The 25438-nt window shown below is 64.0% G+C and carries 24 protein-coding genes; 9 read left to right on the top strand and 15 right to left on the bottom strand.

The features are described from left to right. Nucleotides 1-12: 12 nt before the first annotated feature. On the bottom strand, nt 13-1620 hold the full coding sequence (locus ABSG20_RS05210) for a hypothetical protein (protein ID WP_423863428.1): 1608 nt from the start codon (nt 1618-1620) through the stop codon (nt 13-15). A 519-nt stretch (nt 1621-2139) separates the two neighbouring features. After that, entirely contained in the window at nt 2140-3114 is a 975-nt protein-coding gene (locus tag ABSG20_RS05205) for a hypothetical protein (protein ID WP_423863426.1), read from the bottom strand. A gap of 240 nt (nt 3115-3354) precedes the next feature. Between ABSG20_RS05205 and ABSG20_RS05200 the strand changes: the two genes are divergently transcribed. Both ABSG20_RS05200 and ABSG20_RS05195 read left to right on the top strand, forming a co-directional pair. Beyond that, entirely contained in the window at nt 3355-3726 is a 372-nt protein-coding gene (locus ABSG20_RS05200) for a Crp/Fnr family transcriptional regulator (protein WP_423863425.1), read from the top strand. Next, nucleotides 3723-4535 (top strand): MBL fold metallo-hydrolase, encoded by an 813-nt coding sequence (locus ABSG20_RS05195; RefSeq protein ID WP_423863424.1) that lies wholly within the window; start codon nt 3723-3725, stop codon nt 4533-4535. Before ABSG20_RS05200 ends, ABSG20_RS05195 begins: the two co-directional genes overlap by 4 nt. Nucleotides 4536-4752: 217 nt before the next feature. On the opposite strand, the gene ABSG20_RS05190 is transcribed toward ABSG20_RS05195, so the two are convergent. The 7 genes from ABSG20_RS05190 to ABSG20_RS05160 all read right to left on the bottom strand — a co-directional run bounded on the left by ABSG20_RS05190 (nt 4753) and on the right by ABSG20_RS05160 (nt 12063). Next, nucleotides 4753-5250 (bottom strand): TPM domain-containing protein, encoded by a 498-nt coding sequence (locus ABSG20_RS05190; protein WP_423863423.1) that lies wholly within the window; start codon nt 5248-5250, stop codon nt 4753-4755. An 18-nt stretch (nt 5251-5268) separates the two neighbouring features. Continuing rightward, a complete protein-coding gene (locus ABSG20_RS05185; RefSeq protein ID WP_423863422.1) occupies nt 5269-6135 on the bottom strand; it encodes a TPM domain-containing protein in 867 nt (288 codons plus the stop codon). A gap of 31 nt (nt 6136-6166) precedes the next feature. Further along, nucleotides 6167-6775: a LemA family protein gene (locus ABSG20_RS05180; protein WP_423863421.1), complete on the bottom strand. Its 609-nt coding sequence runs from the start codon at nt 6773-6775 to the stop codon at nt 6167-6169. A gap of 183 nt (nt 6776-6958) precedes the next feature. After that, a complete protein-coding gene (locus ABSG20_RS05175; RefSeq protein ID WP_423863420.1) occupies nt 6959-9286 on the bottom strand; it encodes a xanthine dehydrogenase family protein molybdopterin-binding subunit in 2328 nt (775 codons plus the stop codon). Between the two features lie 136 nt (nt 9287-9422). Then, nucleotides 9423-10298: a dihydrodipicolinate synthase family protein gene (locus ABSG20_RS05170; RefSeq protein WP_423863419.1), complete on the bottom strand. Its 876-nt coding sequence runs from the start codon at nt 10296-10298 to the stop codon at nt 9423-9425. Between the two features lie 20 nt (nt 10299-10318). Next, nucleotides 10319-11332 (bottom strand): 1-aminocyclopropane-1-carboxylate deaminase, encoded by a 1014-nt coding sequence (locus tag ABSG20_RS05165; RefSeq protein ID WP_423863418.1) that lies wholly within the window; start codon nt 11330-11332, stop codon nt 10319-10321. Between the two features lie 278 nt (nt 11333-11610). After that, complete coding sequence (locus tag ABSG20_RS05160; protein WP_423863417.1) at nt 11611-12063, bottom strand: hypothetical protein; 453 nt, start codon at nt 12061-12063, stop codon at nt 11611-11613. A 428-nt stretch (nt 12064-12491) separates the two neighbouring features. On the opposite strand from ABSG20_RS05160, the gene ABSG20_RS05155 reads away from it, so the two are divergent. Next, nucleotides 12492-13235 (top strand): IclR family transcriptional regulator, encoded by a 744-nt coding sequence (locus ABSG20_RS05155; RefSeq protein ID WP_423863416.1) that lies wholly within the window; start codon nt 12492-12494, stop codon nt 13233-13235. Here the strand turns inward: ABSG20_RS05155 and ABSG20_RS05150 are convergent. The 3 genes from ABSG20_RS05150 to ABSG20_RS05140 form a co-directional block, all read right to left on the bottom strand. Continuing rightward, nucleotides 13232-15019, bottom strand: a complete 1788-nt coding sequence (locus ABSG20_RS05150; RefSeq protein ID WP_423863415.1) for an acyclic terpene utilization AtuA family protein — start codon at nt 15017-15019, stop codon at nt 13232-13234. The genes ABSG20_RS05155 and ABSG20_RS05150 overlap by 4 nt on opposite strands. A gap of 3 nt (nt 15020-15022) precedes the next feature. Further along, nucleotides 15023-15814, bottom strand: coding sequence for an enoyl-CoA hydratase-related protein (locus tag ABSG20_RS05145; RefSeq protein WP_423863414.1), 792 nt, complete (start codon nt 15812-15814; stop codon nt 15023-15025). Between the two features lie 75 nt (nt 15815-15889). Next, nucleotides 15890-17098 carry a CaiB/BaiF CoA transferase family protein gene (locus tag ABSG20_RS05140; protein ID WP_423863413.1) on the bottom strand — a complete coding sequence of 403 codons (1209 nt, stop codon included), beginning with the start codon at nt 17096-17098 and terminating at the stop codon, nt 15890-15892. Nucleotides 17099-17398: 300 nt separating this feature from the next. On the opposite strand from ABSG20_RS05140, the gene ABSG20_RS05135 reads away from it, so the two are divergent. The 6 genes from ABSG20_RS05135 (at nt 17399) to ABSG20_RS05110 (ending at nt 23241) form a co-directional block, all read left to right on the top strand. Then, nucleotides 17399-18787: an MFS transporter gene (locus ABSG20_RS05135; RefSeq protein WP_423863412.1), complete on the top strand. Its 1389-nt coding sequence runs from the start codon at nt 17399-17401 to the stop codon at nt 18785-18787. A gap of 44 nt (nt 18788-18831) precedes the next feature. Then, nucleotides 18832-19236 carry a cupin domain-containing protein gene (locus tag ABSG20_RS05130; RefSeq protein ID WP_423863411.1) on the top strand — a complete coding sequence of 135 codons (405 nt, stop codon included), beginning with the start codon at nt 18832-18834 and terminating at the stop codon, nt 19234-19236. A 66-nt stretch (nt 19237-19302) separates the two neighbouring features. Continuing rightward, the gene (locus tag ABSG20_RS05125) at nt 19303-19674 is read left to right on the top strand and encodes a hypothetical protein (RefSeq protein ID WP_423863410.1); all 372 of its coding nucleotides are present in this window, start codon (nt 19303-19305) and stop codon (nt 19672-19674) included. Nucleotides 19675-19849: 175 nt separating this feature from the next. Continuing rightward, complete coding sequence (locus tag ABSG20_RS05120) at nt 19850-20278, top strand: hypothetical protein (protein WP_423863409.1); 429 nt, start codon at nt 19850-19852, stop codon at nt 20276-20278. 3 nt (nt 20279-20281) lie between these two features. Next, nucleotides 20282-21535 carry an MFS transporter gene (locus ABSG20_RS05115; RefSeq protein WP_423863408.1) on the top strand — a complete coding sequence of 418 codons (1254 nt, stop codon included), beginning with the start codon at nt 20282-20284 and terminating at the stop codon, nt 21533-21535. 2 nt (nt 21536-21537) lie between these two features. Next, complete coding sequence (locus ABSG20_RS05110; protein ID WP_423863407.1) at nt 21538-23241, top strand: NAD-dependent malic enzyme; 1704 nt, start codon at nt 21538-21540, stop codon at nt 23239-23241. Nucleotides 23242-23271: 30 nt separating this feature from the next. On the opposite strand, the gene cobT is transcribed toward ABSG20_RS05110, so the two are convergent. From cobT to ABSG20_RS05095, 3 genes are all read right to left on the bottom strand, one after another. After that, nucleotides 23272-24327, bottom strand: coding sequence for a nicotinate-nucleotide--dimethylbenzimidazole phosphoribosyltransferase (gene cobT / locus ABSG20_RS05105; protein ID WP_423863406.1), 1056 nt, complete (start codon nt 24325-24327; stop codon nt 23272-23274). Beyond that, entirely contained in the window at nt 24327-25100 is a 774-nt protein-coding gene (gene cobF, locus ABSG20_RS05100; RefSeq protein WP_423863427.1) for a precorrin-6A synthase (deacetylating), read from the bottom strand. The genes cobT and cobF overlap by 1 nt, the downstream gene beginning before the upstream one ends. Nucleotides 25101-25111: 11 nt before the next feature. Further along, on the bottom strand, nt 25112-25438 hold a 327-nt coding region (locus tag ABSG20_RS05095; protein ID WP_423863405.1), incomplete at its 5' end, for an SAM-dependent methyltransferase.

Below are 25438 nucleotides of genomic sequence, written 5' to 3'. Positions count from 1 at the left end.
AACGCCGGAACGCTAGCGCTCGCCGATGAAGCACATGCCGATGCGCGAGGCCTTGTCCATGGGCTGACAGGCGAGTCCCTCGGCGCAGCTCCACGATGTGAAACTTGCGTCATTGTCGGTGGCGGCGGGGTGCCGGACATAGCAATGTGCGCCCCAGCCGTCGTCATATTGGGTCCCCGCCAGTTCGGTAGAGCCGCGCAATTGCGGGCGGCTGGCAAATCCGTGGGAAAAATCCGGATGCCCGCCATCGCGGAAATTGGTCACGATATCGCGGCGGCGAACCTGGTCGCCAAAGAAATGCGGCGACGCCGGCACGATCGTCGAATTGTTGGGATCGGCAACCATCCAGTCGACACCCGGAAAATGAAAGCCGCCGATGCCGCGAGTCTGATGGCAGCCTGAGCAGGTCACGTCGTTGAGGCGGCGCTCAAAGCCTGCCAGCGAACGGATATTGCGCAGTTCTTCGCCGCTGTCGGCGGCTTTTTTCAGGGCGGCTTCTACGTCGCTTTCGCTGAACACAGCGCCCGTTTTGGCGTTGCCCTCGCCCTGTACCAGGCCGAATTCCGGCTGCAGGGGGGAGGGCGCAAATCCGACCGGGGTCGGACCAATGGCCGCGGTGGCGAGGAAGCGATCGGGAATCAAGATCGTGGCGCGATCAAGTTCACGGAGATGCCTGGGATCGAGCAACCAGGCCTTGAAATCGCCCTTGAGCTTTTCATCCGCCATGATCCGATCGCGATCGATCTGGTTTTCCAGCGGTGATTCCTCGAACGCTTGCGATAGCGCGTTGTAGTCGAACACCTTGAAGAGATAGTCGGTGCGGAAATCCCGCACCGCAGACTTCGGCGCATGCGCGATCTGAGTATTGGTTTCGATACGATCGATATTTTCGGGCCGGACCAGATCCAGCGGGCCATCTTCGGATATCAGCTTTTCGGCAAGCTCGGCTCCGGTCAGCGGCCAGTCGCCGGAAGCCAGCCACCGGCGGGCGATCTCGGCGCAGGCAAGCGCCTTGCCGCGTTCGGCCGCGTCATTACCCTTGTTGTCACGTTTGGCTTTCAGCACGATATTGAGCGTCATCGGAAGGCGCGGCGAGATCGCGCCTTCGCCGGCCTCCGGCGCGCCAATGCCCACGTCTTTGATGTCCGTCCGCACCAAGCGGTAGATCAGCCTGATTTCACCGCAATTGGCCTCGGATACATAGGCGCGGTCCATCCGGTTGACGATGCCCGCCAGCACGAAGCGTGCCTGGCCGGAATAAAGCGGCGCGCGGTCGAACAATTGAAAATCATAGGCCGTACCGACACCGATGCTTTCGTTCGGAAGATTGGCCTTGTGCCTTGCCAGGTACCGATCGAACTCGGCGTCGAGCGCCTTGCGGACGGGAACCATCGACGGCAAGTCGAACAACTCGCCGCTGGTGAGCGGAGCGTCGCTCACGCGCGCCGGCGCCAGGACGTGGCCGAGCCCAAATCTTCCGTGATCGAGAGCGCGGAGCGCTGCCGGATCGATGATCGCAGTGCCACGCTCCAGCGCCGCCGCGCATTGCGCAGGGCGTGGCGGCAGAACGCCAGAAAGCAGGATGAAGACGGCAACAACAAATCGCACGTGGCGCCAGATCCTTTAAGTAGCGTCCTTTAAGTAGCGTCCTTTAAGTAGCGTCCTTTAAGCGGCGTCCTTTATGTAGCGTCCTTTAGGCGACGCCATAGCAATCGCCCGTTCAGAGCGCGCCCTGCAGGCGAGCGCTTCGTATTCAGTAATATAGCCCAAAAGGAGGCGGTCTCTCGCACTGCAATCCGGATAAATCCCATCGACGGCTTCACGTCGCGGTGAAGCAACCGATCCTAGCGCAGCGATTCCGTGAAACCAATCAGTTCCAAGCTCTCGCGGTCCTCTTCCTCCCCTCCCCCCACGCGCATCGCGCGTGGCGGGGAGGGGTCGGGGGTGGGGGGTGGCGCGGCGTTACCGAAGCAGCGGTTCTTGCCGATGGACCCCCCACCCCCGACCCCTCCCCACCGCTTCGCGGGGGGAGGGGAGAAGATAGCGGCGCCGGCGCCGGGTAACTCGGGAGGAGGTTCACGCGATATCGATATGATCACAACTTCGGAAACGCCGTCCTAGTCCTCGTCTAGCGCGCGCCTAGCGCGGGACAATCAGGCCTTTGCCGGTCACGACCACCCAGCGGCCGTCCTGGCGCCGGACGGCATCGATCCGGCCGAGACCCGGCACGAGATCGCCGGCAAATACCTCGTAGACTCCCTGCCGGCTTTCGATCAGTGCACCGCCATTGGCGGCGTCACGCAGCACCCAGCCCGGTAGCGTCGGCAACCTCGCGGGCACGGCCTTTGGTGCAGATTTGGGCACCGCAGCGGCTGGGGGCGCGATCGATCCAGTGGCTTCCTTCGCCATGCCCGTCGTCGGGACAATCGGCGGCGCAGCGCGGACATTGTCCATGGCCTCGCTGAGCTTAACGGGTTTGGCCGCAAGCTCGGCCTGCGCCTTCTCGACCAGGTCGAGGCGGTCGTTGGTGCTGTTGAACTGGCTCATGCCGAGCTTGGCGTTTTGTTCGACGCTGGCCTTCAGCTGCAGGATGTCAGCGTCCATCCGACCTACTGAGGCTTCAAGTGAGCTGTTGCCGGAGTTGGGCGCATCACCGCCAAGAAAATGCCGGAGACTAACGGTCGCCAGCGCGCCTCCAAGCGCGCCCGCGACGCCGGCCAGCACCACCACAACCGCCAGCGCGGATCGCCGGCGCTTACTGGACGTCGCCTGGCTCTGTCCGGTTTCTACTTCCGGTACAGCTGCTTTAGCGGCCTTGGCGCGGCCGCCCGATGACGTGATCGTGGCTTTTCCGGGGGCGCGCGGCGCGTCTGCCTTGATGGTCTCCGGCTTTGCCGCATCCGCTTTGGACGCGCCCGGATCCGACGTCTTACCGGCCTGCTTGGGCGCGAGAGCCGGGGCATCGGTGCTGGCGGCCGGTGCTCGCGTCCTGGCCAGCGCCGCAGCCAGCATCGTCTTGCTCGGTACGTCCGCCGCACCGGAAGCGTCCGGTCCGGCGCTGAGGGTGGCGAGTTCACCGCCGGTCTGCTCCGCCTTTTGTTCGCTCACGGTCATGAATCTCCATTGAAGGGTTGACCATTCGGTAACTTTTATAGCTTGCGAAATCGTTACCGGCGGCCGGATTACCGGAATATTAGAAAGTCGTCCGGCGCGTTTTCCGCCGGCACGGCCGCGGCGCCTGAAATTGGCCAATGCTGCCCCACGGCATCACGAACAATTCCGATGCGTCGTTTGCGCCGGTGCATTTCCCGACTAACATGGCAACACCGGACCAGCCAGCAGGCGGGGGGCTCCATGGCCGTCGAGAAATGCATCAACGATTTTGACCTAAACGAAGTCATTTTTGAGGAGGGCTCGACCGGGCGTGAGCTGTTCGTGGTGCTCGATGGCCAGGTCGACATCGCCAGGATCAACGGCGCCAGCAAGACCGTCATCGTGACGCTCGGCAAAGGCGAGTTCTTCGGCGAGATGGCCGTGATCGACGGCTCGTCCCGCTCGGCAACCGCGATATCCGCCGCGCCGAACACCAGGGTGATGCGGATCAATCATGCCCGCTTCGTCTATCTGGTGAGTCAGCAGCCGGCATTTGCGCTGATGATCATGGATGCGCTCAGCAAGCGGCTGCGCCGCTCCAATGATGTCACCTTTAAGGCGGCCAATCCATGAGCGACCGCAAGCCGAGCCCGTTTCCCGTTCTGTTGAACAATGACGTCTGCTCGCTGATCCAGGCGACTGAGGACGTCTATCAGGTCCGGTTCAAGAACCGCGCCGCCAATGCCTATCTGGTGCGCGGCAAGTCGCGGACCATCATGATCGACGTCGGGCTGTCCTCGAATTATCCCGCGCTGCTCGCATGCCTGCATCATCTCGACTGCCCACCGGAAAAGATCGACATGGTCATTCTCAGCCATGAACATCTCGATCACATCGGCGCCGCCTATCATTTCGGCGGCCGCACCATCATCGCCGCCCACAGGCTCGCCGCCAACAAGATCATGTTGCGCGACGACTTCTCGATGCTGCGCAAGATGTTCAACGAGCCCAATGTGCCTGTTCATGTCGACATCTGGCTGGAGGAGGGAAACCTGCTCGACCTCGGCAACTTCCGCCTCGACGTGATGTACACGCCCGGCCACACTTCGGCCTGCATCAGCCTGTTCGATCAGGACCAGGGCCTGCTGTTCGCCGCCGATACCTTGATGCCGGGCGGCGTGATGGGCGGGGTGTTCGGTTCGGGCAGCATCGCCGACTACATCCAGTCGCTGGAGCGACTGAAGGGGTTGAATTCCAAAATCCTGTTGTCCGGGCATGGCCGGCTATCCGATACGCCGCAGGATGATGTCCGGATCGCGATCGCGCGGTCGCACGCCCTGTTATCGGATACCGCGCAATTGTTCGACGCGCTCGACGCGCGATCGAATTTCGAGCCGATCATGCAATCGGTGCGCGACCTCAACAAACTCGACGACGGCTGAGCCGAAGGAGGGCGACCACAAGGGTCGCCCCACAATATCGACATGACGTAGGGGCGCCCCTTGTGGGCGCCCGGCTTGGGCGCGCGTAGGCGGGCAAAGGCGCCCTTGCGCCGTGCCCACCATTTTAGATTTGGAAAGATGGTGGGCACGCCATCGGCCTCGCGCGTTCGCGCGGGTCCGATGGCTTTGCCCACCCTGCGGCCGAACTCTCCGCGCATCACATCACCACCGGCGCGTCGGGCAGTTCGTTGCGATCGCCGGGGTGGTGCGGAAAATGCGCGGCCAGTTGCTTCGAGACGGCCTCGATTCCCCGGATGACGCCAGCTTCAAAATTTCCCGCCCTGAAATCGCTCTCCATGGCGGCGCAGATCTTCTGCCAGCCGGCGGCGCCGACATGCGCGTCGATGCCGCGGTCGGCGACGATCTCGACCTTGCGGTCGGCGAGCAAGAGATAGATCAGCACGCCGTTGTTGTGGGCGGTATCCCAGATCCGCAACCGCGCGAAAATATCCAGCGCGCGCTCCCGCGCGGACTGATCCCTGAACAGTGGCGCGCCATCGAGCGCGCCTTCCACCGCGAAGCGAATCTGGCCGGAATGCGTCGCCTCGGCGATCTTGATCGCCTGCTCGATCGCGGCCAGCGCCCGTGGCGGGAAAATCCGCCTGACATGCCAGCGGTGATGGAGAAGGTGCTTGCCGATGCGCCTGATGCCCATTCGTGTCAGCCCCGCCGCCTACCAGCTACCCGACGCGCCGCCGCCGCCAAAACTACCGCCGCCGCCGCTGAAGGAGCCGCTGTCGCTTGAACTGCGGCCACCTGAAAAGCCACCGCCGCCGCCGATGAAGCCGCCGCGGCCGTTCGAGGAAGCGATGTTCTCGGCCACCATGGTGAAGAAGAAGGCCACCACCGAGGCGATCAGCGACAACGCCATCGATCCCAGGAGGAACCAGGCCAGCACTCCGACCACCCCGCCGGTCGCCACCGAGCCGATCAGCCGGCCCAGCGCGGCACGCAGGATGGCGCCGACAATGATGACGGCGAAGATCAGAATCGGATTGAACAGATTCTCGATCGAGCCGGACGAGCCGGAGCTTTGCCGCGATTCCGGTGCCGGCAATTTCTCGCCGTCGATCACGCCGATGATCCGGTCGACGCCGGCCGCAATCCCGCCGGCAAAGTCGCCGCCGCGAAATTTCGGCGTGATGACCTCGTCGATGATGCGTTCAGCGGTGACGTCATTGAGCGCGCCTTCGAGGCCGTAGCCGACTTCGATGCGCAGCTTGTGGTCGTCCTTGGCAACGACCAGCAGCGCGCCGTCGTCGATCTTCTTGCGCCCGATCTTCCAGGCTTCCGCGACCCGGATCGAATATTGTTCTATTGTCTCGGGCGCCGTGGTCGGCACGATCAGTACCGCGACCTGGCTGCCTTTCCGCAGCTCCAGGTCCTTCAGGCGCTGCGTCAGCGTGGCGATGTCGCTACTGGAGAGCGTTGCGGTCTGATCGACCACCCTTCCCGTGAGCGGGGGCACCGCGACGTCGGCGCTGGCCGCGAAAGCCCAGCACAGCACCAGCGCGAGGATGCAGGCTCTTGCAGCGTTCATCGCGGGCCGCCCGGGTTGTCGAACACCTTTACTACTTTGCGGACGACGGCTGCGGATTGAAATCCACCTTCGGCGCGGTCGAGATTTCCTTTTCGTTGTCGACGGTAAAATTGGCCTTCTCTTTATATCCGAACGCCATCGCCGTCAGGTTGCTCGGGAACGAACGAATGGTCACATTATAATCCTGCACCGACTTGATGTAGCGGTTGCGCGCCACCGTGATGCGGTTTTCGGTGCCTTCCAGCTGCGCCATCAGGTCGTGAAACAACGCGTCGGATTTGAGCTGCGGGTAGTTTTCGGTCACTACCAACAGTCTTGACAGCGCGCTGGTCAATTCGCCCTGGGCGGCCTGGAATTTCGCGAACGCTCCGGGATCGTTGACCAGCTCCGGCGTCGCCTGAATGCTGCCGACCTTGGCGCGGGCATTGGTTACCCCCAGCAGCACGTCCTTTTCCTGCTGCGCAAAACCCTTCACCGAATTGACGAGATTGGGCACCAGATCGGCGCGGCGCTGGTATTGGTTCAAGACTTCGGACCATGCCGACTTGACCTGCTCGTCATTGGTCTGGATCGCGTTGTAGCCGCAATTGGTCAGGCTCAACGTCGCCAGCGCCGCCAGCACGGTTAGCAATCTGCGCATCAGGTTCTCTCCCCCTATGTCTGTCCATAGTCTATCAGAGCGAGCCCGCCGCCCCGAATTTTTATTCGTCATGGCCGGGCTCGTCCCGGCCATCCACGTCTATGCTTGCTTCGAGAAAGGAAGACGTGGATGCCCGGGACAAGCCTGGACAAGCCCGGGCACGACGACATATTTTTTCGGCCCTCAAGTCGCCGCCGCCTTGGCATCCCGGATCGCCTGCCAGACTTTCATCGGTGTCAGCGGCGTCTGCAGCGTCTTGATGCCGAATTCGCCGAGCGCGTCCATCACGCCATTGACGATGCAGGGCGGGCCGCCGATCGCGCCGGATTCGCCGCAGCCCTTGGCGCCCAACGGATTGGTGCGGCACGGCGCGGAATCATCGAGCGTGACCGTTATCGGCGGAATATCGTCGGCGCGCGGCACGCAGTAATCCTGGTAGCTCGCCGACAACAGCTGCCCGTCGGCGTCGTAGCTCACGCCCTCGTACAGCGCCTGGCCGATGCCTTGCGCGACGCCGCCATGCACCTGCCCCTTCACCAGCATCGGGTTGACGGCAATGCCGACATCGTCGACCGTGGTGTAGCGCGCCACGCGCGTGATGCCGGTCTCTGGATCGATCTCCACCTCACAGATATGAGTGCCGTTGGGCCAGCTCGGCCCGTCGACTTCGCCCGTGCTGTCGACGCTGAGGCGCGCGCCACGCTCATGTTTGGCGATCTCGAACAGGCCGATACGCCTGTCGGTTCCGACCACCGTAAGCCAGCCGCTGTGGTATTCGATGTCATCCACGGAAGCCTCCAACAGCTGTGAAGCTTTCTCGCGCGCCTTGGCGATCAGGTCGTTGGTGGAGACCGCCACCGCCGTGCCGCCGACGAACAGCGAACGCGAGCCGACGCTGCCGAAACCGGTGGCCAGATCGGTGTCGCCCTGCACCACATCGATCTTGTCCATGGCGATGCCGAGCGAATCCGCGACCATCTGTGTGTAGGTGGTCTGCAGTCCCTGCCCCATGGCCTGGGTACCCGAATGCAGGATGATGCGGCCTTCGGCTGTCGCATGCAGGCTGACCGTTTCAGTATGGGCGCGGCCGCCGGTCCACTCGATATAGCTGGTCAAGCCGCGGCCATACAGCAGGCCAACTTTCCTGGCCGCCTTCTTGCGCGCGGCAAAGCCGTCCCAGTCCGCCAGTTGGCAAGCGCGCTCCAGCATGTGCGCGAACGCGCCGGAATCATAGACCTGACCGACCGGGTTGGTATAGGGCAGTTGCCCAGGCTTGACGTAATTGACTTTGCGGATGGTGCGCGGGTCGATCCCGATCTGCCGCGCCGCCGCGTCCATCAGCCGCTCGACGATGAACACGCCCTCGGGGCGGCCGGCGCCGCGATAGGCGCCGACCGGCGCAGTGTGGGTCATCACCGCCTTGACCTCGTAGTGAACCAGCGGAAGATCGTAGACGCCGCTTTGCACGAACGGCCCCAGCACCAGCGGAATGATGGTGCCGGCGCCGGAAAGATAGGCCCCGGTCCCGCCGACCGAACGCACCCGATAGGCCTGAACGCGGCCTTTGGCATCGAGCGCGAATTCCGCCGTCGACGTCAGGTCGCGGCCATGGGTGCCGCCGACGAATTCGTCACCGCGCTCGCCGCGCCAGCGCACGTTGCGCCCGAGTTTTACGGCGGCATAGGCGACGATGCCGTCTTCCGGATAGAGGCTGGTCTTGTGGCCGAAGCCGCCGCCGATATCGCCGACCAGCACGCGGATACTTTCCTTCGGCCGCTTCAGCACAGCCTCGGCGAGAATATCGCGGGTCGAGCCCGGCGTCTGCGACTGCGTATGCAGGATCAGCCGGCCGGATTTCTTGTCGACCTCGGCAATGGTCGAGCGCGGCTCCATCGCCGACGGCACCAGCCGCTGGCTGACCACATCGAGCGAGATTTTATGCGCAGCATCGGCGAACGCGGCTTCGACCGCGGCCGCGTCGCCATAGCTCATGACCGCCGCGATGTTATCGGGCGCGCCCTCCCACACCACGGGTGCGCCGGGCTTGGTTGCCGCCAAGGGATCGACCACCGATGGCAGCACTTCGTATTCGATCGCGATCGCCTCGGCCGCGGTCTGCGCCGCGACCCGCGATGTCGCCACCACGGCCGCGACCGGCTCGCCGGCAAACCGCACGAGCTCGTGGGCCAATAGCCGCCGCGGCGGCGCCGTCATCGGCGAGCCGTCGGGCCGCGGGAACACCAGAAGCGTCGGGAGGGTGCCGACGTTGTCGGCGACCAGGTCGGCGCCGGTATAAACCGCCTGAACGCCGGGCATCCCGGCCGCGGCCTTGATATCGACGCTTGCGATTTTGGCGTGGGCATGCGGCGAGCGCAGCACGTGCAGCCACAGCGCGCCGTCTTCCGGCCGGTCGTCGATGAACTGTCCCTTCCCGGTCAATAGCCGTTTGTCCTCAAGCCGCTTGACGGGCTGGCCTGCCCCAAAGCGCATATTGCCGGGAAGAATGTTCATCCGTTGTCCTTCGGGTCACTTATTCGATTGAGCCGTGTTCTAGCGGATAGGCAAGGTCCAGGCCAAATCCGGGGGGTAGCCGCTGCGCCCGAGCCGCGCAAAAACCTTTACCTCGCCCGCTTGCGGGCATGACGGTTCACCCGATGTCCCGCAGCACCGCCTCCACCGCCTTGCGCTCGTCCGCCGTGAAGGCGGCCTGCGGCGCGATGGGATCGCCGACGTCATAACCCTGGATCGCAAGCCCAGCCTTGATGCAGGCGGCGAGATTATAGCGCGCGAAGGCTTCGTTCAGCCGCCAAAGCCTGCGCTGCAGTTTCATGGCGTCATCCCAGCAGTCGGCGGTGCAGAGATTGTAGAGCTCGACGCTTTGCCGCGGGATGAGACAGGCCGGCCCCGCCATCCAGCCGACGCCGCCGATCAGCATCACCGCCGCCGGAATATGCGCGGAGGCGGAGAATACCGAGATGGCCTCGCCACAGCGGTTAATGATCGACAGTAGCCGCCCGGTATTGGTGGAGGCGTCCTTGATGTAGTTGATGCGCGGATGCGTCGCGAGCTTTCCGATCACGTCGAGCGTGAGATCGGAGCGCTGGAAATTGGGATTGGTGTAGATCACGACGGGAAGTTCGACCGCGTCGGCAATGGCGCGGAAATAGGATTCGACCTGGGCCTCGGCAAGCGGAAAATAAGCTTCCAGGATCGCGAGGATGCCGTCGGCGCCGAGTTCTTGATAGGCCCTCGCCTGCGCAACCGCATCCGAGGTCGATGTCGAGGCGACGCCGGCGACCACGGGCACGCGGCCTCTTGCGGCCTCGATCGTGGTCTGCACCACGGTTAAGCGCTGCGCCGCATTGAGATAGGCGAACTCGCCGGTCGAGCCCAGCGGCGTCAGCCCGTGCACCCCGGATCTGATCAGGTCGTCGCACAAGCGGCCGAGCACCTCGGTGCCGACGCGCCCGTCGGCATCGACCGGCGACACCAGATAGGGAAAGACGCCATGGAAATCAGCCATCCTGGAAACCATCACTTCGCTCACCCATTTCGAAACGCGTAGGCGTAGCCGTTGAGCGCGGGCGCGCCGCCGAGATGGGCGTAGAGGATCTTCGATCCGGGCGGAAAATAGCCCTTCTTGACGAGGTCGATCATGCCCTGCATGGATTTGCCCTCATAGACCGGGTCGGTGATCATGCCTTCGAGGCGCGCGCACAGGCGGATGGCGTCTTTGGTCTCGGCTGAGGGAACGCCGTAGGCCGGATAGGCATAATCCTCGATCAGAACGACATCGTCCTCGACGATTTCCTTGCCGAGTTCGACGAGCTCCGCCGTGTTCCGCGCGATGGCGAGCACTTGCGCCCTGGTCTGCGCCGGCGTGAAAGAACCGTCGATGCCGATGACCTGGCGCGCGCGGCCGTCTTTCTTAAAACCCACCAGCATGCCGGCATGGGTCGAACCGGTGACCGTGCAGACGATGATATAGTCGAAGGCAAAACCAAGCGCCTTCTCCTGCGCCCGCACTTCCTCGGCGAAGCCGACATAACCAAGGCCGCCATATTTGTGCACCGAGGCCCCTGCCGGAATCGCGTAGGGCTTGCCGCCCCTGGCCTTGACGTCGGCGATGGCTAATTCCCAACTTTGGCGGATGCCGATATCGAATTCCGCATCCACCAGTTCGATCTCGGCGCCCATGATCCGGCTCAAGAGAATATTGCCGACCCGGTCATAGACCGCGTCCTCATGCGGCACCCAGCTTTCCTGCACCAGGCGGCATTTCATGCCGATCTTGGCCGCGACCGCGGCGACCATGCGGGTGTGGTTCGACTGCACGCCGCCGATGGTGACCAGGGTGTCGGCGTTGGAGGCGATCGCATCGGGAATAATGTATTCGAGCTTGCGCAGCTTGTTGCCGCCGAACGCCAGTCCTGAATTGCAGTCCTCACGCTTGGCATAGAGCTCGACCTCGCCGCCGAGATGGGCGCCGAGGCGCGCCAGTATCTCGATGGGGGTGGGTCCGAACGTCAATGGATAGCGTGCGAATTTTTCCAGCATGCGAAGTGTGCCCTTTCGTCAGTCGCGCCATCAAGCCGTCATTGCGAGCTACCGGCTCGGCGCCAGGCGCCGTCCGGTGAGCGAAGCAATCCACAGCCGCGTACGCCGCGCTATGGATTGCTTCGTCGCAAGGGCTTCTCGCAATGACGTGCAAGATCCCCTCAAGATCAGGATTCGCGACGCGCGCGAGCGCGCGGCTCCCACGAAGATGTCGTACTTGAACCGATAGGCTTTACGGAATCGGTCGTCTGGCTATGTGCCGATCCCGCACCGAGACCTCACGGTTTCTTCATGCACAGGCCGATCGTGGGCGCGGCACTGCACTTGGCGCCGTCGGGCGCGCCACCGCCCGGACAGAACACCGACACCAGAATCTCATCGGGCTCACAACTGACCGACGTATCGGCCTGGACCGGCCGCAGGTTCGAGGCGCTGTCGCCCTTGTCGCCCTTGTCGCCTTTATCGCCCTTGTCGCCTTTTGCGCCCTTCTCGCCCGGCGCTCCCTGTGGACCCTGTGGACCCAGCGGCCCCTGCGCGCCCGGCTGTCCCTGTGCGCCCGGCTGTCCCTGGGCCCCCGGCTGTCCCTGGGCTCCCGCAACCCCCTGGATACCCTGCGCGCCCTGCGGACCGGCGGGACCCTGCGGCCCCGGCTCGCCCTTCGGACCGGGGTCCCTGCTGCACGCGGCAAGCGAAAACGAAATGGCGACCAGCAAGACTGGAAAAAGTTTCATGAACGCCCCCTACCAGACTGTGGAAATTTCCCGACACACGTTCCACATCCCCTGGGATAACATTGCCGGGCAACCCTGCGCTGTCAACCGTCGCCGGCTGCCTTGCGCAGAAGCAGGATGGCGCGGCAACCCGATGATATCCGGGCTGCAGTGCACTGCAGACAAAGCTCTCGGTGTAACCTGTGATCCCAGCGGATGCCGTCCGAAATCTATTTCAATCCGTGCGTCCTCCGATTATGCATCTCAACTACGGCCTCGTCTCAGCTGTTTCGACTTGGTCCGAAACATTTCCCCGTGGCGAATTTTCCCGATCGGGCCGAAGCGCGGGATCATCAAATAAAGCACTGAATAAATTCATTTAATTTCGTTGGCCCGTCATTGACGGGAGCGCTTGACTCCGACTTCCCGAACGATATTTTGCGAATCAAATGTCAAAAATCGTCGAACGCACGCTCGATTTCCTGGAACTCTTCGCCGAGGAAAAGCGCACCTTGTCGCTGTCGGATATTTCCCGGCTTTTGAAGATTCCGGCCTCCAGCTGCCACGACGTCCTGCAGACGCTGCAGGAACGCGGCTACATCTACGAGCTGGCGCCGCGCGCCGGCTATTATCCGACCCGCCGCCTCTTTGATCTCGCCAAGACCATCACCGAACATGACCCTGTGGCCTTGCGTGCCGACATTCTGTTGCGAGCCATGCGCGACAGCCTGGACGAATCGGTGTTGCTGGCCAAAGTGACCGGGCTTGACGCCACCTATCTCTTGACCTTCGAACCGTCGCATCCGCTGAGGTTTCGCGCCAATGTCGGCGATCGCGTCAGGAGCCTGTATGCGACATCAGGCGGCAAGGCGATCCTGTCGACCCTTGCGCCGCGGGATCTCGGCAGCTGCCTCAAATCCCTGACGCTGGAGCCGCTGACCAGGCATACCATTACCTCGAAGCGGGCGCTTGCCGATGACATCGAGGCCGGCCGCCAGCGCGGATGGTTCCTCAACAAGGAGGAAAGTCAGGACGGTGTGATGACGCTGTCATCCCTGTTCGCCTGGAACGGATTGAACTACATCGTCACCGTCGCGGGCCCGGTTTCGCGCATCGAACTGAAGCTGGACTGGATGGCGGGATTGCTGGTCGACGCCTGCCACCGCCTCGAGATGCGACGCGAAGTTGCTTAGCCGATCTTGGCCAGCAACGCTGCCGGCACCTGAACCTTCATTTCCAGCGCCATCTGCCCGAATGCCTTGCCCTGCGGATCGATGCGGGAGGAGGCCATGCCGCCGCCGCCCAGTGCATCTTCGAGCACGAAATTCAGGGCGCCGAGGCCCGGCGCCTCATAGCGGTGCACCGGCCCGCCGACCAGGTCGCGAAAATGCGCCGCGATGCGCTCTGACGTGACTTCGCGCCGCAGCACCGGCAGCAACGCCGGATCGCGGGCGATGATGGCAATGTTGGACAGATTGCCCTTGTCGCCCGAGCGCGCCAGCGCCAGCTTGATCAGCGGCACTTCGACGGTCGGGCCAGCCGCGACCTCGTCGATCACGCCAGATCGCGGCGCGCCGGCGGCAGCGACCGGCGACTGACCCGCCGGAATTTCGACACGCATTGTCTTGTTGTCGAGCATCACGCTCGGCTGCGGAATGTCGGCTTTTTTGACGAAGAACGTGCAGAGCCGGATCAGCGGCGTGGCCTTGGGCCGGCCGCCATAGATGCCCGTGGTGCCCGGGGCAAAGGAAATTCCGACCGAGCCAAGTTCGCGGGCGAACAGATCGATCGCCTTGCGGTCGTGGTGGACGACCACCATGCGCAACAGCACCTCGCGCGAGGGACTTGCGCTGGTATTGCGTCCGTAAGCCGCGTCGGCGCCGAGTTCCTCGATATGAGTGGAGACGAAGTCGGCGACGCCGCGCTCCCTGAAGGTCATGCGCGCGCGCGCCAGCAGGGCCTCCGCGGTGCGCCGCGCTTTGCGCGCGGCGTCGATGCCGACGATCGACACCGTCGCAACCGCGCGATAGCCATCCTGATAGGTCGAGGACACCTTGTACAGGTCGGTCGGCGGACGGCCGCGGGCGCCCGTGACGAGTACCCGGTCCGGGCCCACCTCGGTCAGTCTCACCTGCGAGAAATCGGCGATCACGTCGGGCAGGATGTAGGCTGCGGGATCGCCGATCTCGTAGAGCGCCTGCTCGGCGACGGTGCCAGGCGTGACCAGCCCCCCGGTGGAGGCGGGTTTGGTCAGGACAAAGCTGCCATCGACCCGGCACTCCGCGATCGGGTAGCCGATATTGTGCCAGTCCGGCACTGTTTCCCAATCCGTGAAAAGGCCACCGGTGCTCTGCGGACCGCATTCCAGGAGGTGACCGGCCAGGCTGCCCGCCGACAGCCTGTCATAATCCCTCTCGGACCATTCGAATTCGTGCATCAAGATGCCGAGCGCGAGCGCGCTGTCGGCGCAGCGTCCGGTGATGACGATGTCGGCGCCGTTGTCGAGCGCGCCTTTGATCGGCAAGGCGCCCAGATAGGCATTGGCGGTCAATAGGCGCTGCGGCAGGGGCAGTCCGGTCAGATCCTCGCGGATACCCCTGGCGCGCAGTTTTTCGACCAGCGGCAGCAAGTCGTCGCCCTCGACGACGGCAATCGACAGCGACAGACCGAGTTCCCTGCAGATCGCCTGCAGCGCGGCCTTGCAACCGGCCGGATTTACGCCGCCGGCATTGCTGACGATGCGGATCTTCCGCCGGCTGATCTCGGGCAAGGTCTCGCGCAGATAGAGCACGAAATCCGTTGGATAGCCGGCGGCCGGATCCTTCATCCTGGCCCGCGCCAGCAGCGACATTGTCACCTCGGCCAGGTAATCCATCATCAAATAATCCACCGCCGAGCCGAGCAATTGCGGAATGGCGCGCGGGCTGTCGCCCCAGGCGCCCGAGGCGCCGCCGATCCGGATGATACGTTCAGCCATCGCCTATTCCTCCTCGGCCCATCGCGGTCTACGCTTGGCATTGAAGGCCGCGAGCCCCTCGAGCGCATCGGCGCCTTTCGCGGCAATCGCGATCTGCGCTTCCGCGAACGCCAGCGCCTCATGGAAGGCCATGGCTTCCATCGCAAAAATGGCCTGCTTGCCGCGCCGCATCGCGGCCGGCGATGACGTCTGCAGCTGCGCCAGCAGCTTTTCGATCCGCGCATCGAGTTCTTCGTAAGGCGCGACGTCGTTGACGATTCCCATGTCGAGCGCCCGTGACGCCGCGATCAATTTGCCGGTCAGGCAGAGTTCGTTGATGTGCCGCGCATGCATCATGCTGCGCAGCAGCACCAGCACCTGCATCGGAAACACGCCGACCTTGACTTCGGGCAGACCGAACCGCGCCTTGTCGGAAGCGATCGCCAGATCGCACAGCGCCATCAGGCCCATGCCGCCGGCGACGCAATCGCCATTGACCCGCGCGATCAGGGGAATGCCGAGCGACTTCATGGCGCGCGCCAGCCGGCCGAAATCGGTGGTGGGCTCGTCCGGCATGGCCTGGAACGTATCGGTGCCGTGGCTGAGGTCGGCGCCGGCGCAGAACGCCTTGTCGCCGACGCCGCTGAGAACGATGGCGCGCAGGCCGCGATCCGTCATCGCGCCCTGCACCGCGGCGTGAATGCCGGCGATCACAGCCGGATTGATGGCGTTACGACGCGCCTCGCGATCGATCCAGATCCATAGCGCGGGACCCCTGCGTTCGCAGCGGATTTCCGGGCGTGCCGCGTCAGTCATGGGTTTTGCTCCCTGGCGAAAAGTGCAACGCAATGAGCCATCCGAGCGCGCACCGCGCGGTTCGGCGCGCGCCGGTCATGAAGCAATCTTGGCGGTCGAAGCCGGCGCCGCGGGCGTCGGCTCGCCGGCAAATTCGGCGCCGAGAATCTCGCCATTGTGTTCGCCGAGATTCGGCGCCAGCCTGCGGATCGACGCCTTGGAATTACCGTAGCGCACCGGATGGCGGCAGACCAACACCTTGCCTTCGGTCGGGTGATCGATCTCCTGGAAGAAATCGACGGCCTTGAGGTGCGGATCATCCAGCAGTTGGTCGAGCGAATTGACCGGGCTCGCCGGAATATCGATGCCGTGCAGGATTTCCAGCCATTCCTTGTTGCCCCGCGCCGGCAGATGGCCGGCCAGGAAGTGGCCGACATCCTCGGCGTGAAGGGTGCGGGTTTCCTGCGAGCGAAAGCGTTCGTCGCTATCGAGCAGATCAGGGCAGCCGACAATCCGGGTAAAAGCCCGCCAATGCTTGTCGGTATAGACCACGAGCGAGAGATAGCCATCCTTGGTCTGATAGGGACCGCGCGAGCGCGACAATAGCCGCTTGTAACCCATCTCGCCGGCCGGCGGCACGAACGCCGCGCCGCCGATGTGATCGGCGAGCACGAATTGCGCCATGGTCTCGAACATCGGCACCTCAATGTCCTGTCCCGCGCCGGTCATGGCGCGGTGGTACAGCGCGCTGGTCACGGCATTGGCGACATAGAGACCGACAATGCGGTCGCAGATATTGACCGGCGCATAGCGCGGGGCGCCGTCGACGGCGCCGAACAGCCCGGCGATGCCGGACGCCGCCTGCATCAGGTCATCATAGACCGCCTTGCCGGACTCCGGCCCGTCCGAGCCGTAACCCACCGCGGAGCAGAAGATGATCCGGCTGTTGGCCCGGCGCACACCGTTGTAATCAAGACCGAGCCGGCCAAGGGCCTGGGGGCGCACATTGGAGACCAGCACGTCGGCCTCCGCGGCCAACACCATCGCCGCGTTCTTGCCTTGCGGGGTTTTGAGATCGAGCACGACGCTGCGCTTGTTGCGATTGGCGCTCATGAACATCGGCCCCATGCCGGCATGCCGCCACGGCCCGATCCATCGCATCGAATCGCCGCCGGCGCTTTCGATCTTGACGACGTCGGCGCCGAGATCGCCCAGGAGCTGGGTCGCTGACGGTCCCATCACCACGGTGGTGAGGTCGAGGACGCGGACGCCGCGGAGCGGACCCGAAGCCTGCTCCGAAGCCAATGGCCAAATTCCCGGCGTTTCTCCTGACAATCGCGCCACCTTTGCTATGATAAGCCAAATACCCCCATCCGCACTCAAAACCCTGAAACTGGGAAAGATATTTCGCTGTAGCGACGTATGACCGGACGGCCGGCGCTTTGTCAAGCCGGTCAACGAGGCGCCTGAGATCTTATTCGGAAGGCCTTGTTGGCTATATTGACAAACGCTGGGCAAAGGTATCATTTCGTCATTGCGAAAAAATTTTCGCAGGTTCGGGGTTGAAGCGACCGGCCAAGGTTGCCCAACAGGGGTGGAGACCACATGGACAGCGCACTGAAAGAGGGCCAAGCCGCCGCGGCGGAAACCGCAACATCCGCCATCGAAGTGAGCACGATGCGTCGGGTGATGAACCGGCTCGTGCCGTTCCTGATGTTCTGTTATTTCATCAACTTCCTCGATCGCACCAACATAGCCGCCGCCGCGCTCCAGATGAACGGCGATCTCAAGCTGAACCCCGAGATGTTCGGCTTTGGCGCGGGCCTGTTTTTTCTGGGCTATTTCATCTTCGAGGTGCCCTCGAACCTGTTGCTGTACAAGTTCGGCGCGCGCCGCTGGATTGCCCGGATCATGTTGACCTGGGGCCTGTGCGCCACCGGAATGGCCTTCATCCAGGGCGAACACAGTTTCTACATGGTACGCTTCCTGCTCGGCCTTGCCGAAGCCGGGTTCCAGCCCGGGATTTTCTTTTTCCTCACGCTGTGGTTCCCCGCGGCCTATCGCGGCCGGGTGCTCGGCCTGTTTTTCGCGGCCATTCCCATCAGCGGGGTGATCGGCTATCCGATCTCGGCCGCGCTTTTGTATCTGGATGGTGCCTTGGGCCTGCGCGGCTGGCAATGGCTCTACCTCATCGAGGGTTTGCCGGCCATCATCATGGCACCCATCGTCGCCTTCTATCTCCAGGATCGTGTCGCCGACGCCGCGCAATGGCTTGGCCGCGATCAGCGCGAATGGCTTACGGAACGCCTGCAAACCGAACTGCAGGCACGCGAGCAAAAGCAGAAGCATACCGTCAGGCAGGCGCTAAGCGACCCCTGGGTCCTGTTCCTCGGCGCGATCTACTTCTCGAACGTCTGTCTGAACAATGGCGTCAGTTTCTTTCTGCCGCAGATCGTGAAGTCATTCGGGCTGACAAACGTGCAGGCCAGTCTGCTATCCGCCATTCCGAGCGCCTGTGCCCTGATTTGCGTGATTTTCTGGGGCCGGCGTTCCGACCACCGAGGGGAACGCTATGGACACGCGGCGCTGGCCACCTTTATCGGCGGCGCCGGGCTGCTGGCTTCGGTCTTCGTCACCGACCCGGCCTTGCGGCTGATGGCGCTCGCCGTCGCGGTATCCGGCACGTTGTCGTTCGCCCCGGTGTTCTGGACCATCGCGCCCTCGTTCCTGTCGGGCGCCGCCGCGGCGGGAGGCTTGGCCGCGATCAGTGCCTTGGGCATCCTTGGCGGCTGGTTGGCTCCCTGGTTTGTCGGCTACACCAAGGTCCAGACCGGGGAATTCACCTGGGGCCTCGGCAGTATCGCCGTGTTCGGCATGCTCGCCGCTATCGCCTTGTATGGGATCGGACGCCGTCAGGGATCGGCGATCGAACTGCCGCGGGCCACCGAGTTCGTCCCCGCCTCGAGCGCATCTGATCGTCGCAATCGTTCTTGAACCGGGACCGCGGCCAGCGCTCCCGGAAACGAAAGGAAATTAAAGTGTCAGACACCATCACGGAACGCTGCCCCTATGTGATCCGGCCTTCGGAAATGCCGACCTACAGCCCGGCCAATCACACCGGTACCAAAAACACCCGTCTGATCGGCCCCGCGGTCAACGGCGCCAAATATCTCGAGATCGCGCTCGGCGATATCGAGCGCAACGACGGCTCGCCGCCGCACGCCCATCCGGATCTCGAACAGGCCACCTATATCATCGAGGGCGAAGCAATCACCGAGATCGACGGCAAGGAGTATCACGTCAAGGCCGGCGACATGCTGTATTATCCGCCTTACGTCTTCCACTCGATCAAGGTCATCAGCGAACGCATCAAGCTGTTGGTGATCTACGCGCCGCCTTATGGCGAGGATCCCGCCAAGGTGATCAAGCAGCGTCCGGCCTGACGACAAAACCGCGAGAGCCAACGGATTTTGCTATATCGGACGATGGTGCGTCCGGGGTTGAGTTTCATGACGATCTCCATCGAAGAGCTGTGGAACATGCCGGAACCGGCGCTGCTCGGCGCCTACCACAGCGCCCGCCGCCAATTCGTGGAACAGAAGTTCGCGCGCGACACGCAGCGGGCGCGACTGGAGTGGTTGAGGGCCAAGATGTTCATCGGCAATTCCGGCGGGGTGACCGAACGCAAGATGGCCGTCGACGTCTCGGAGGAACTTGCCCGCAAGGGCCAGGAGGTGCGGGAGATGACCCGGGAACTCGACCTGGTCAAGGTCGATGTCGACGTCATCGCCATGGTGATCCGGCTGCGCGGGGTGTCGGCGGCGGCAAGCGTGCAGGGCGAAGAGCCGGGAGAGAACGATCCGGAGCGTGAGGGCGCCTGATCGGCCCGGTGAGCTAACAACTGGCCTACAGGCTGTTCCACGCCCAGCGGGCTGCAGCAGATCGTTGACAGCCGAGCGCGGATCGCACAGATTTTGACGGGTGGCTCGGCGTCATCAGCGGATGGCTTGTCCGTCCGGGATGCTCGGGCGCCGCAACGCTTTTTGACGCAGACCCATGCCCGTCAGCTTTCAGGACATAGTCTTCTCGTTCGAATTCGTCGGCAGCAGCCCCGGCGACAACAGGGCCATCCTTGCCAGGCGGACGGGCAAGATCTACTGGCGCTCCGCAATTTCCGGCCTCGACGAGCTGCCCGATGATGCCGAGGATGGTGAAGCCGAGGATGGTGAAGAATACATCGCGATCCCCGACAAGCGAGAACTCGGTCTTGGCAAGCCGCTGGCGCTGGACTTTGCCCGCCAATGCCTGCCGGACGATTTTGATGAGGTCAGTTATATCTTCGGCGGGCGAGGCGCTTACCGGAATTTTCGCGCCTTTCTGAACCGGAAAAAAGCCCTCGAACGCTGGTACGCGTTCGAGGCAAAGGCCACCGAGCAAGCATTGCGCGAATGGTGCGAGCTCAACGCGATCGAGGTGGAGGGCTGATCGATGACGATGATCACCGACTTGCGCAGCCTCACCGCGGCACAGCGCAATACATTCCTGGCGTGCTTCCTCGGGTGGACCTTCGACGCCTTCGATTTTTTTGTTCTGGTCTTTATCCTGCGTCCGCTCGCCGAGGAGTTCGGGACCAGCGTCAAGGAACTGACGCTGGCCATCGTCCTGACGCTCGCGGCACGGCCGGTCGGCGCCCTGATCTTCGGGCGGCTGGCGGACCGCTACGGCCGGCGGCCGGTATTGATGATCAATATCCTGTGCTATTCGGCGATCGAACTCGGCTCGGCCTTCGCGCCGACCCTGACGATCATGCTCGTGCTGCGAACCCTGTATGGGGTGGCGATGGGCGGCATGTGGGGCGTCGCCGCCTCCCTCACCTTCGAGGTCGTTCCGCTGCGAACGCGCGGCATCATATCGGGTATTCTGCAGCAGGGCTATGCGGTCGGCTATCTGGCCGCAGCCGCCGCCTTCGCGCTGCTGTTCCCGAGCATCGGCTGGCGCGGCATGTTTGTAGTCGGCACCATTCCAATACTGCTCGTCCCCTTCATCTGGTTCAGTGTGCCCGAGTCACCGGTCTGGCGAGAGGCGGGGCAGCAGAAACAGGATCTGCTCGGAGCGATCTCCGGCCATTGGCGGACCGTCATCTTCATGATCGTGCTGATGACGGCGTTCAATTTCCTCAGCCATGGAACGCAGGATCTCTATCCGACCTTCCTCGAGGTCCAGCATCAGCTGTCGACAGAGACGGTTGGCACCATCGCCATCATCTACAATATCGGCGCCATCATCGGCGGCACCACCTTCGGAGCCCTCTCGCAGCGGTTTGGACGGCGGCGCATGATCGTGCTGGCGGCCCTTCTGGTGCTGCCAATCATTCCGCTCTGGGCATTTGCGCATGGCGTGCTCTGGCTCACGCTCGGGGCATTCCTGCTCCAGATCATGGTGCAGGGCGCCTGGGGCGTCGTGCCGGTCTATCTCAACGAACTCTCTCCCGAGGGCGTGCGGGGTACGCTTCCGGGCCTTGTCTACCAGACCGGCAATCTTCTCGCCGCGGTCAACGCAACCCTTCAGGCAGATATTGCAGCCAGCCACGGCGGCAATTACGCCATCGGGCTCGCCACTATCGCCGCCGCGGCCGCGATCGTCATCGCAGCGCTCGCCTGGTCAGGCAGGGAAGTCAAGGACGCGAAATTCGGTACGGTCGGCGCCGCCTCGTCCGACGCTCATCTTCCACAACCCACCTGACCATGCGCCAAACCATCAACATCGCCACCGCAAGCGTCATCACGCCCGCGCTGTCGGGCTACCAGCTGCTCGCCGATCCCCTGTTGAACAAGGGGACCGCCTTCACCGAGGCCGAACGCGACATGTTCGGCCTGCACGGCCTGCTGCCGCCCACGATCGGCGTGCTCGACGAGCAGGTCTCGCGCCGGCTGCAGGCGCTTCGCAGCCTTTCCACTGACCTCGAACGCTACGCCTTTCTGCGCGACCTGCAGGATACCAACGAGACGCTGTTCTACGCGCTGCTGGTCCAGAACATCGAAGAGCTTCTGCCGATCGTCTACACTCCAACCGTCGGGGCCGGCTGCCAGGAATTCAGCCGCTTGTTTCGCAAACCGCGCGGCCTGTTCCTGAGCATTCCGCACAAGGACCGGATCGACCAGATTCTGGCCAACGCATATTTCGACGGTGTCGAGGCGATCGTGGTTACCGATGGCGAGCGCATCCTGGGGCTGGGTGACCAGGGCGCCAACGGCATGGGCATTCCGATCGGCAAGCTGGCGCTTTACACCGCCTGCGGCGGACTCCATCCGGCGACGACCCTGCCCGTCATTCTCGATGTCGGGACCGACAACCACGACTGCCTCGCCGATCCGCTCTATGTCGGTTGGCGGCACGAACGGATTCGCGGCCAGCATTACGATGACTTCGTCGAAGCCTTTGTCAGCGCCGTCGGGCGACGCTGGCCGCATGTCCTGCTGCAGTGGGAGGATTTCGCCAAGAGCAATGCCACCCGAATGCTTGAGCGTTACCGCGACCGGCTGGTCACCTTCAACGACGATATCCAGGGCACGGCCTCGGTCGCCACCGGCACGCTGCTGGCGGCCATCAATGTCACCGGCACGCCGCTCACCGAACAGCGCGTCGCGGTGATGGGCGCTGGATCGGCGGGTTGCGGCATCGCGAGCCTTATCCTGCGGGCGATGGTCGAAGGCGGTCTTGCCGAGGACGAGGCCAGGCGCCGCTTCTTCATGGTGGATCGCGACGGGCTGCTGGTAGACGGCATGAGCGGCCTCGAACCTTTCCAGAAGCCGTTCCTGCAGAAGCAGGCGGCGGTTGAAGGGTGGGTCCTCGACCATCCCGAAAAGATCGGCCTGCTCGATGTCGTGCGGCACGCCAAGCCGACCGTGCTGATCGGCGTGTCCGGCCAGCCCGGCGCGTTTTCCCAGACGATCGTCCGCGCCATGGCGGAACACAACGTCCGGCCCGTGATCTTTCCGCTGTCGAACCCGACGTCGCGCGCCGAGGCGACACCCGAAGATCTGGAGACCTGGACCGAAGGGCGGGCCGTCGTCGGGACCGGCAGCCCGTTCCCTCCGCTGACCCGCGACGGCGCCCGATTCAAGGTCGACCAGACGAATAATTCCTACATCTTTCCCGGCGTCGGGCTGGGCGCGATCGCGGTGAAGGCACAACGCGTGACGGACGGGATGTTCATGGCGGCGGCGAAGGCGCTGGCTGGCGCCTCGCCTGCCCGCAACAACGCGCGCAGAAACCTGCTGCCGCCGGTCAGCCAGTTGCGCGAAGTCGCTTTCACGGTCGCGCTTGCCGTCGCCGAGCAAGCGCACAAGGAGGGGCTGATCGAAGACATCGCGACCGACCGGATAGAGCCCGCGATCCGCGCCAAGATCTGGACACCGCGCTACCTGCCATATCAAGCACCGTCATGAGAAGCTGCGCGTGTTCGGATCAGGCCAGGATCAGGCCCGCCCCGGCACCGCGGCCTCCGCGAACGTCGCCATGCCATTGTGCAGCGCGCAGGCAAGCCGCAGGATCGGCAGCGCGAGCGCGGCACCCGATCCCTCGCCAAGCCTCAGATCGAGATCGAGCAGCGGGCGCGCCTTGAGCGCCTGCAGAACCAAATGGTGCCCCTGCTCCGCCGAGGCGTGCGAGAACAGCAGATAGGGCCGGCAGGATGGATTGATGCGCGATGCCGCGAGCGCCGCGACCGAAACGATGAAGCCGTCGACCAGAACCGGGATCCGGCCCTGGGCGGCGGCGATGATCGCGCCGGTGATGGCGGCGATTTCCAGCCCGCCGACGGCACACAAGACTCGCTCGGGAGAAGCTCCGGGCGACTGCAAGCCGTGATACAACAGCGCCGCGGCAATGATCCGCGCCTTGCGCTCGCGACCGGCGCTGTCGAGGCCCGTGCCGCTGCCCGCCATCAGGTCCGGGCCGGTTCCCAGCAACGCGGCGGCGATCGCGGCCGAGGCCGTGGTGTTGCCGATGCCCATTTCGCCGAAGATGAGGAGATCGGGTTGTCGCGCCGAAGCCCGCGCGACCGCGCGTTGGCCGCATTCGAAGGCGAAGGCGACTTCGCTCGCCTCCAGCGCGGCTTCCTGGCTGAAATCGCGGCTGCCCCGGCGCGGCTTGTCCGTGACGATGCCTTGAAGCGGAGCTTCCGCGAGCGTTCCGGCATCGACGACCTCGAGCGGTGAGCCCAGTTCGCGCGCCAGGACCGAAATCGCGGCGCCGCCGCCCGCGAAATTCGCCATCATCGCGATCGTGACCTCCTGTGGGAAGGCAGACACGCCCTGCGCGGCGATGCCGTGATCGCCGGCGAAGATGACAATCGGCGCCCGTTCCGCGGACGGCCGGGCGGCATGCTGGAGCGCGGCCAGCTCGACGGCGAGCGTTTCGAGGCGGCCGAGCGCGCCGGCCGGCTTGGTCAGTTCGCTTTGGCGGACCAGCGCGGCGTCGCGGTGACGAAGCGAGATGGCGGGGCAGTCGCGGTAGACCCATTCAGGAAGCATCAGTTTCGCTCCTTCGGTTGTCGCTGGTGGCGATTGGCGCGTTTGAGAATGTAACTGTCCATGATCCAGCCATGCCGCTCTCGCGCCATCAGTCGAAGCTCGACGATCTGCGCGCCGACCTCGGCGAGCGGACCGGAAAGGATGATTTCCTCAGGCATGCCGAGATAGGCGCCCCACCAGATCCGCAATCCCCTGACATCGAGGGACTGGAAGGCCGTGCCGCCATCGAGCATGACCACCACGGTGTCGATGCCTGTGGGCCAGCCGCCCTCGCGCAGCCGCCGTCCGGTGGTGACGAGAAAGGGCTCGCCGATGTCGTTGAGGGGCAGCGCATGCGCGGCGCACAGCGCCTGGATCGACGTGATGCCCGGGACCACCTCGATCTCCGGCACCGGATCGAGCCTTCGCGCAATGCGCAGGCTTGAATCGTAAAGCGATGGATCGCCCCAGATCAAAAGCGCCACCCGCCCCGCCTTGCCGAGATGGGCGGCGATCTGCCGCGACCACACCGCGGCGATCGCGTCATGCCAGGCCTCGACGCCGCTGCGGTAATCCTCCTGGCTCGAATCCCGCAGCGGCAGGTCGAATTCGACCAGACGCGGGCTATCACTTGCGAGAACCTGCGCGCAGATCCTCCGCCTGAGTTCTGCAAGGTCGGACTTGTCGACACCCTTGCGCGGGATCAGGACGAGGTCGGCCGCATTGATGGCGCGCATAGCGGCCAACGTCAGCTGCTCGGGATCGCCGCAGCCAATGCCGATCAGCGACAGCATCAGCGCCGCGCTCACCAACCATCTCCCGAAAGCGCTCCGAACAGAATGACGGCGGTCGCGGGGCCAATAGCTTGCGCGAGCTGGTCCGCGAGCTTGGCGATCGTGGTGCGCGCGAGCCGCTCATCGGAATGACCGAGCGATTCCGCCAGCAGCGCCGGGGTGTCCGGTGACATGCCGTGTTCAATCAGCTTCGCCGCCAGCGCGGGAAATGTCCGCTTGCCCATGTAGACCGCGGTGGTCGCATCCGGGTCGGCCAGAGCGGCCCAGTTGAGGTCTGCCGGCAATTGCCCGGTGACATCGGCGCCGGTGACGAATTGCACGCGGCGCGAGGTGTGCCG

It is taken from the genome of Bradyrhizobium sp., assembly GCF_049512235.1.
Classification (GTDB): domain Bacteria; phylum Pseudomonadota; class Alphaproteobacteria; order Rhizobiales; family Xanthobacteraceae; genus Bradyrhizobium.
This window is presented reverse-complemented; position numbering and strand designations above follow the sequence as displayed.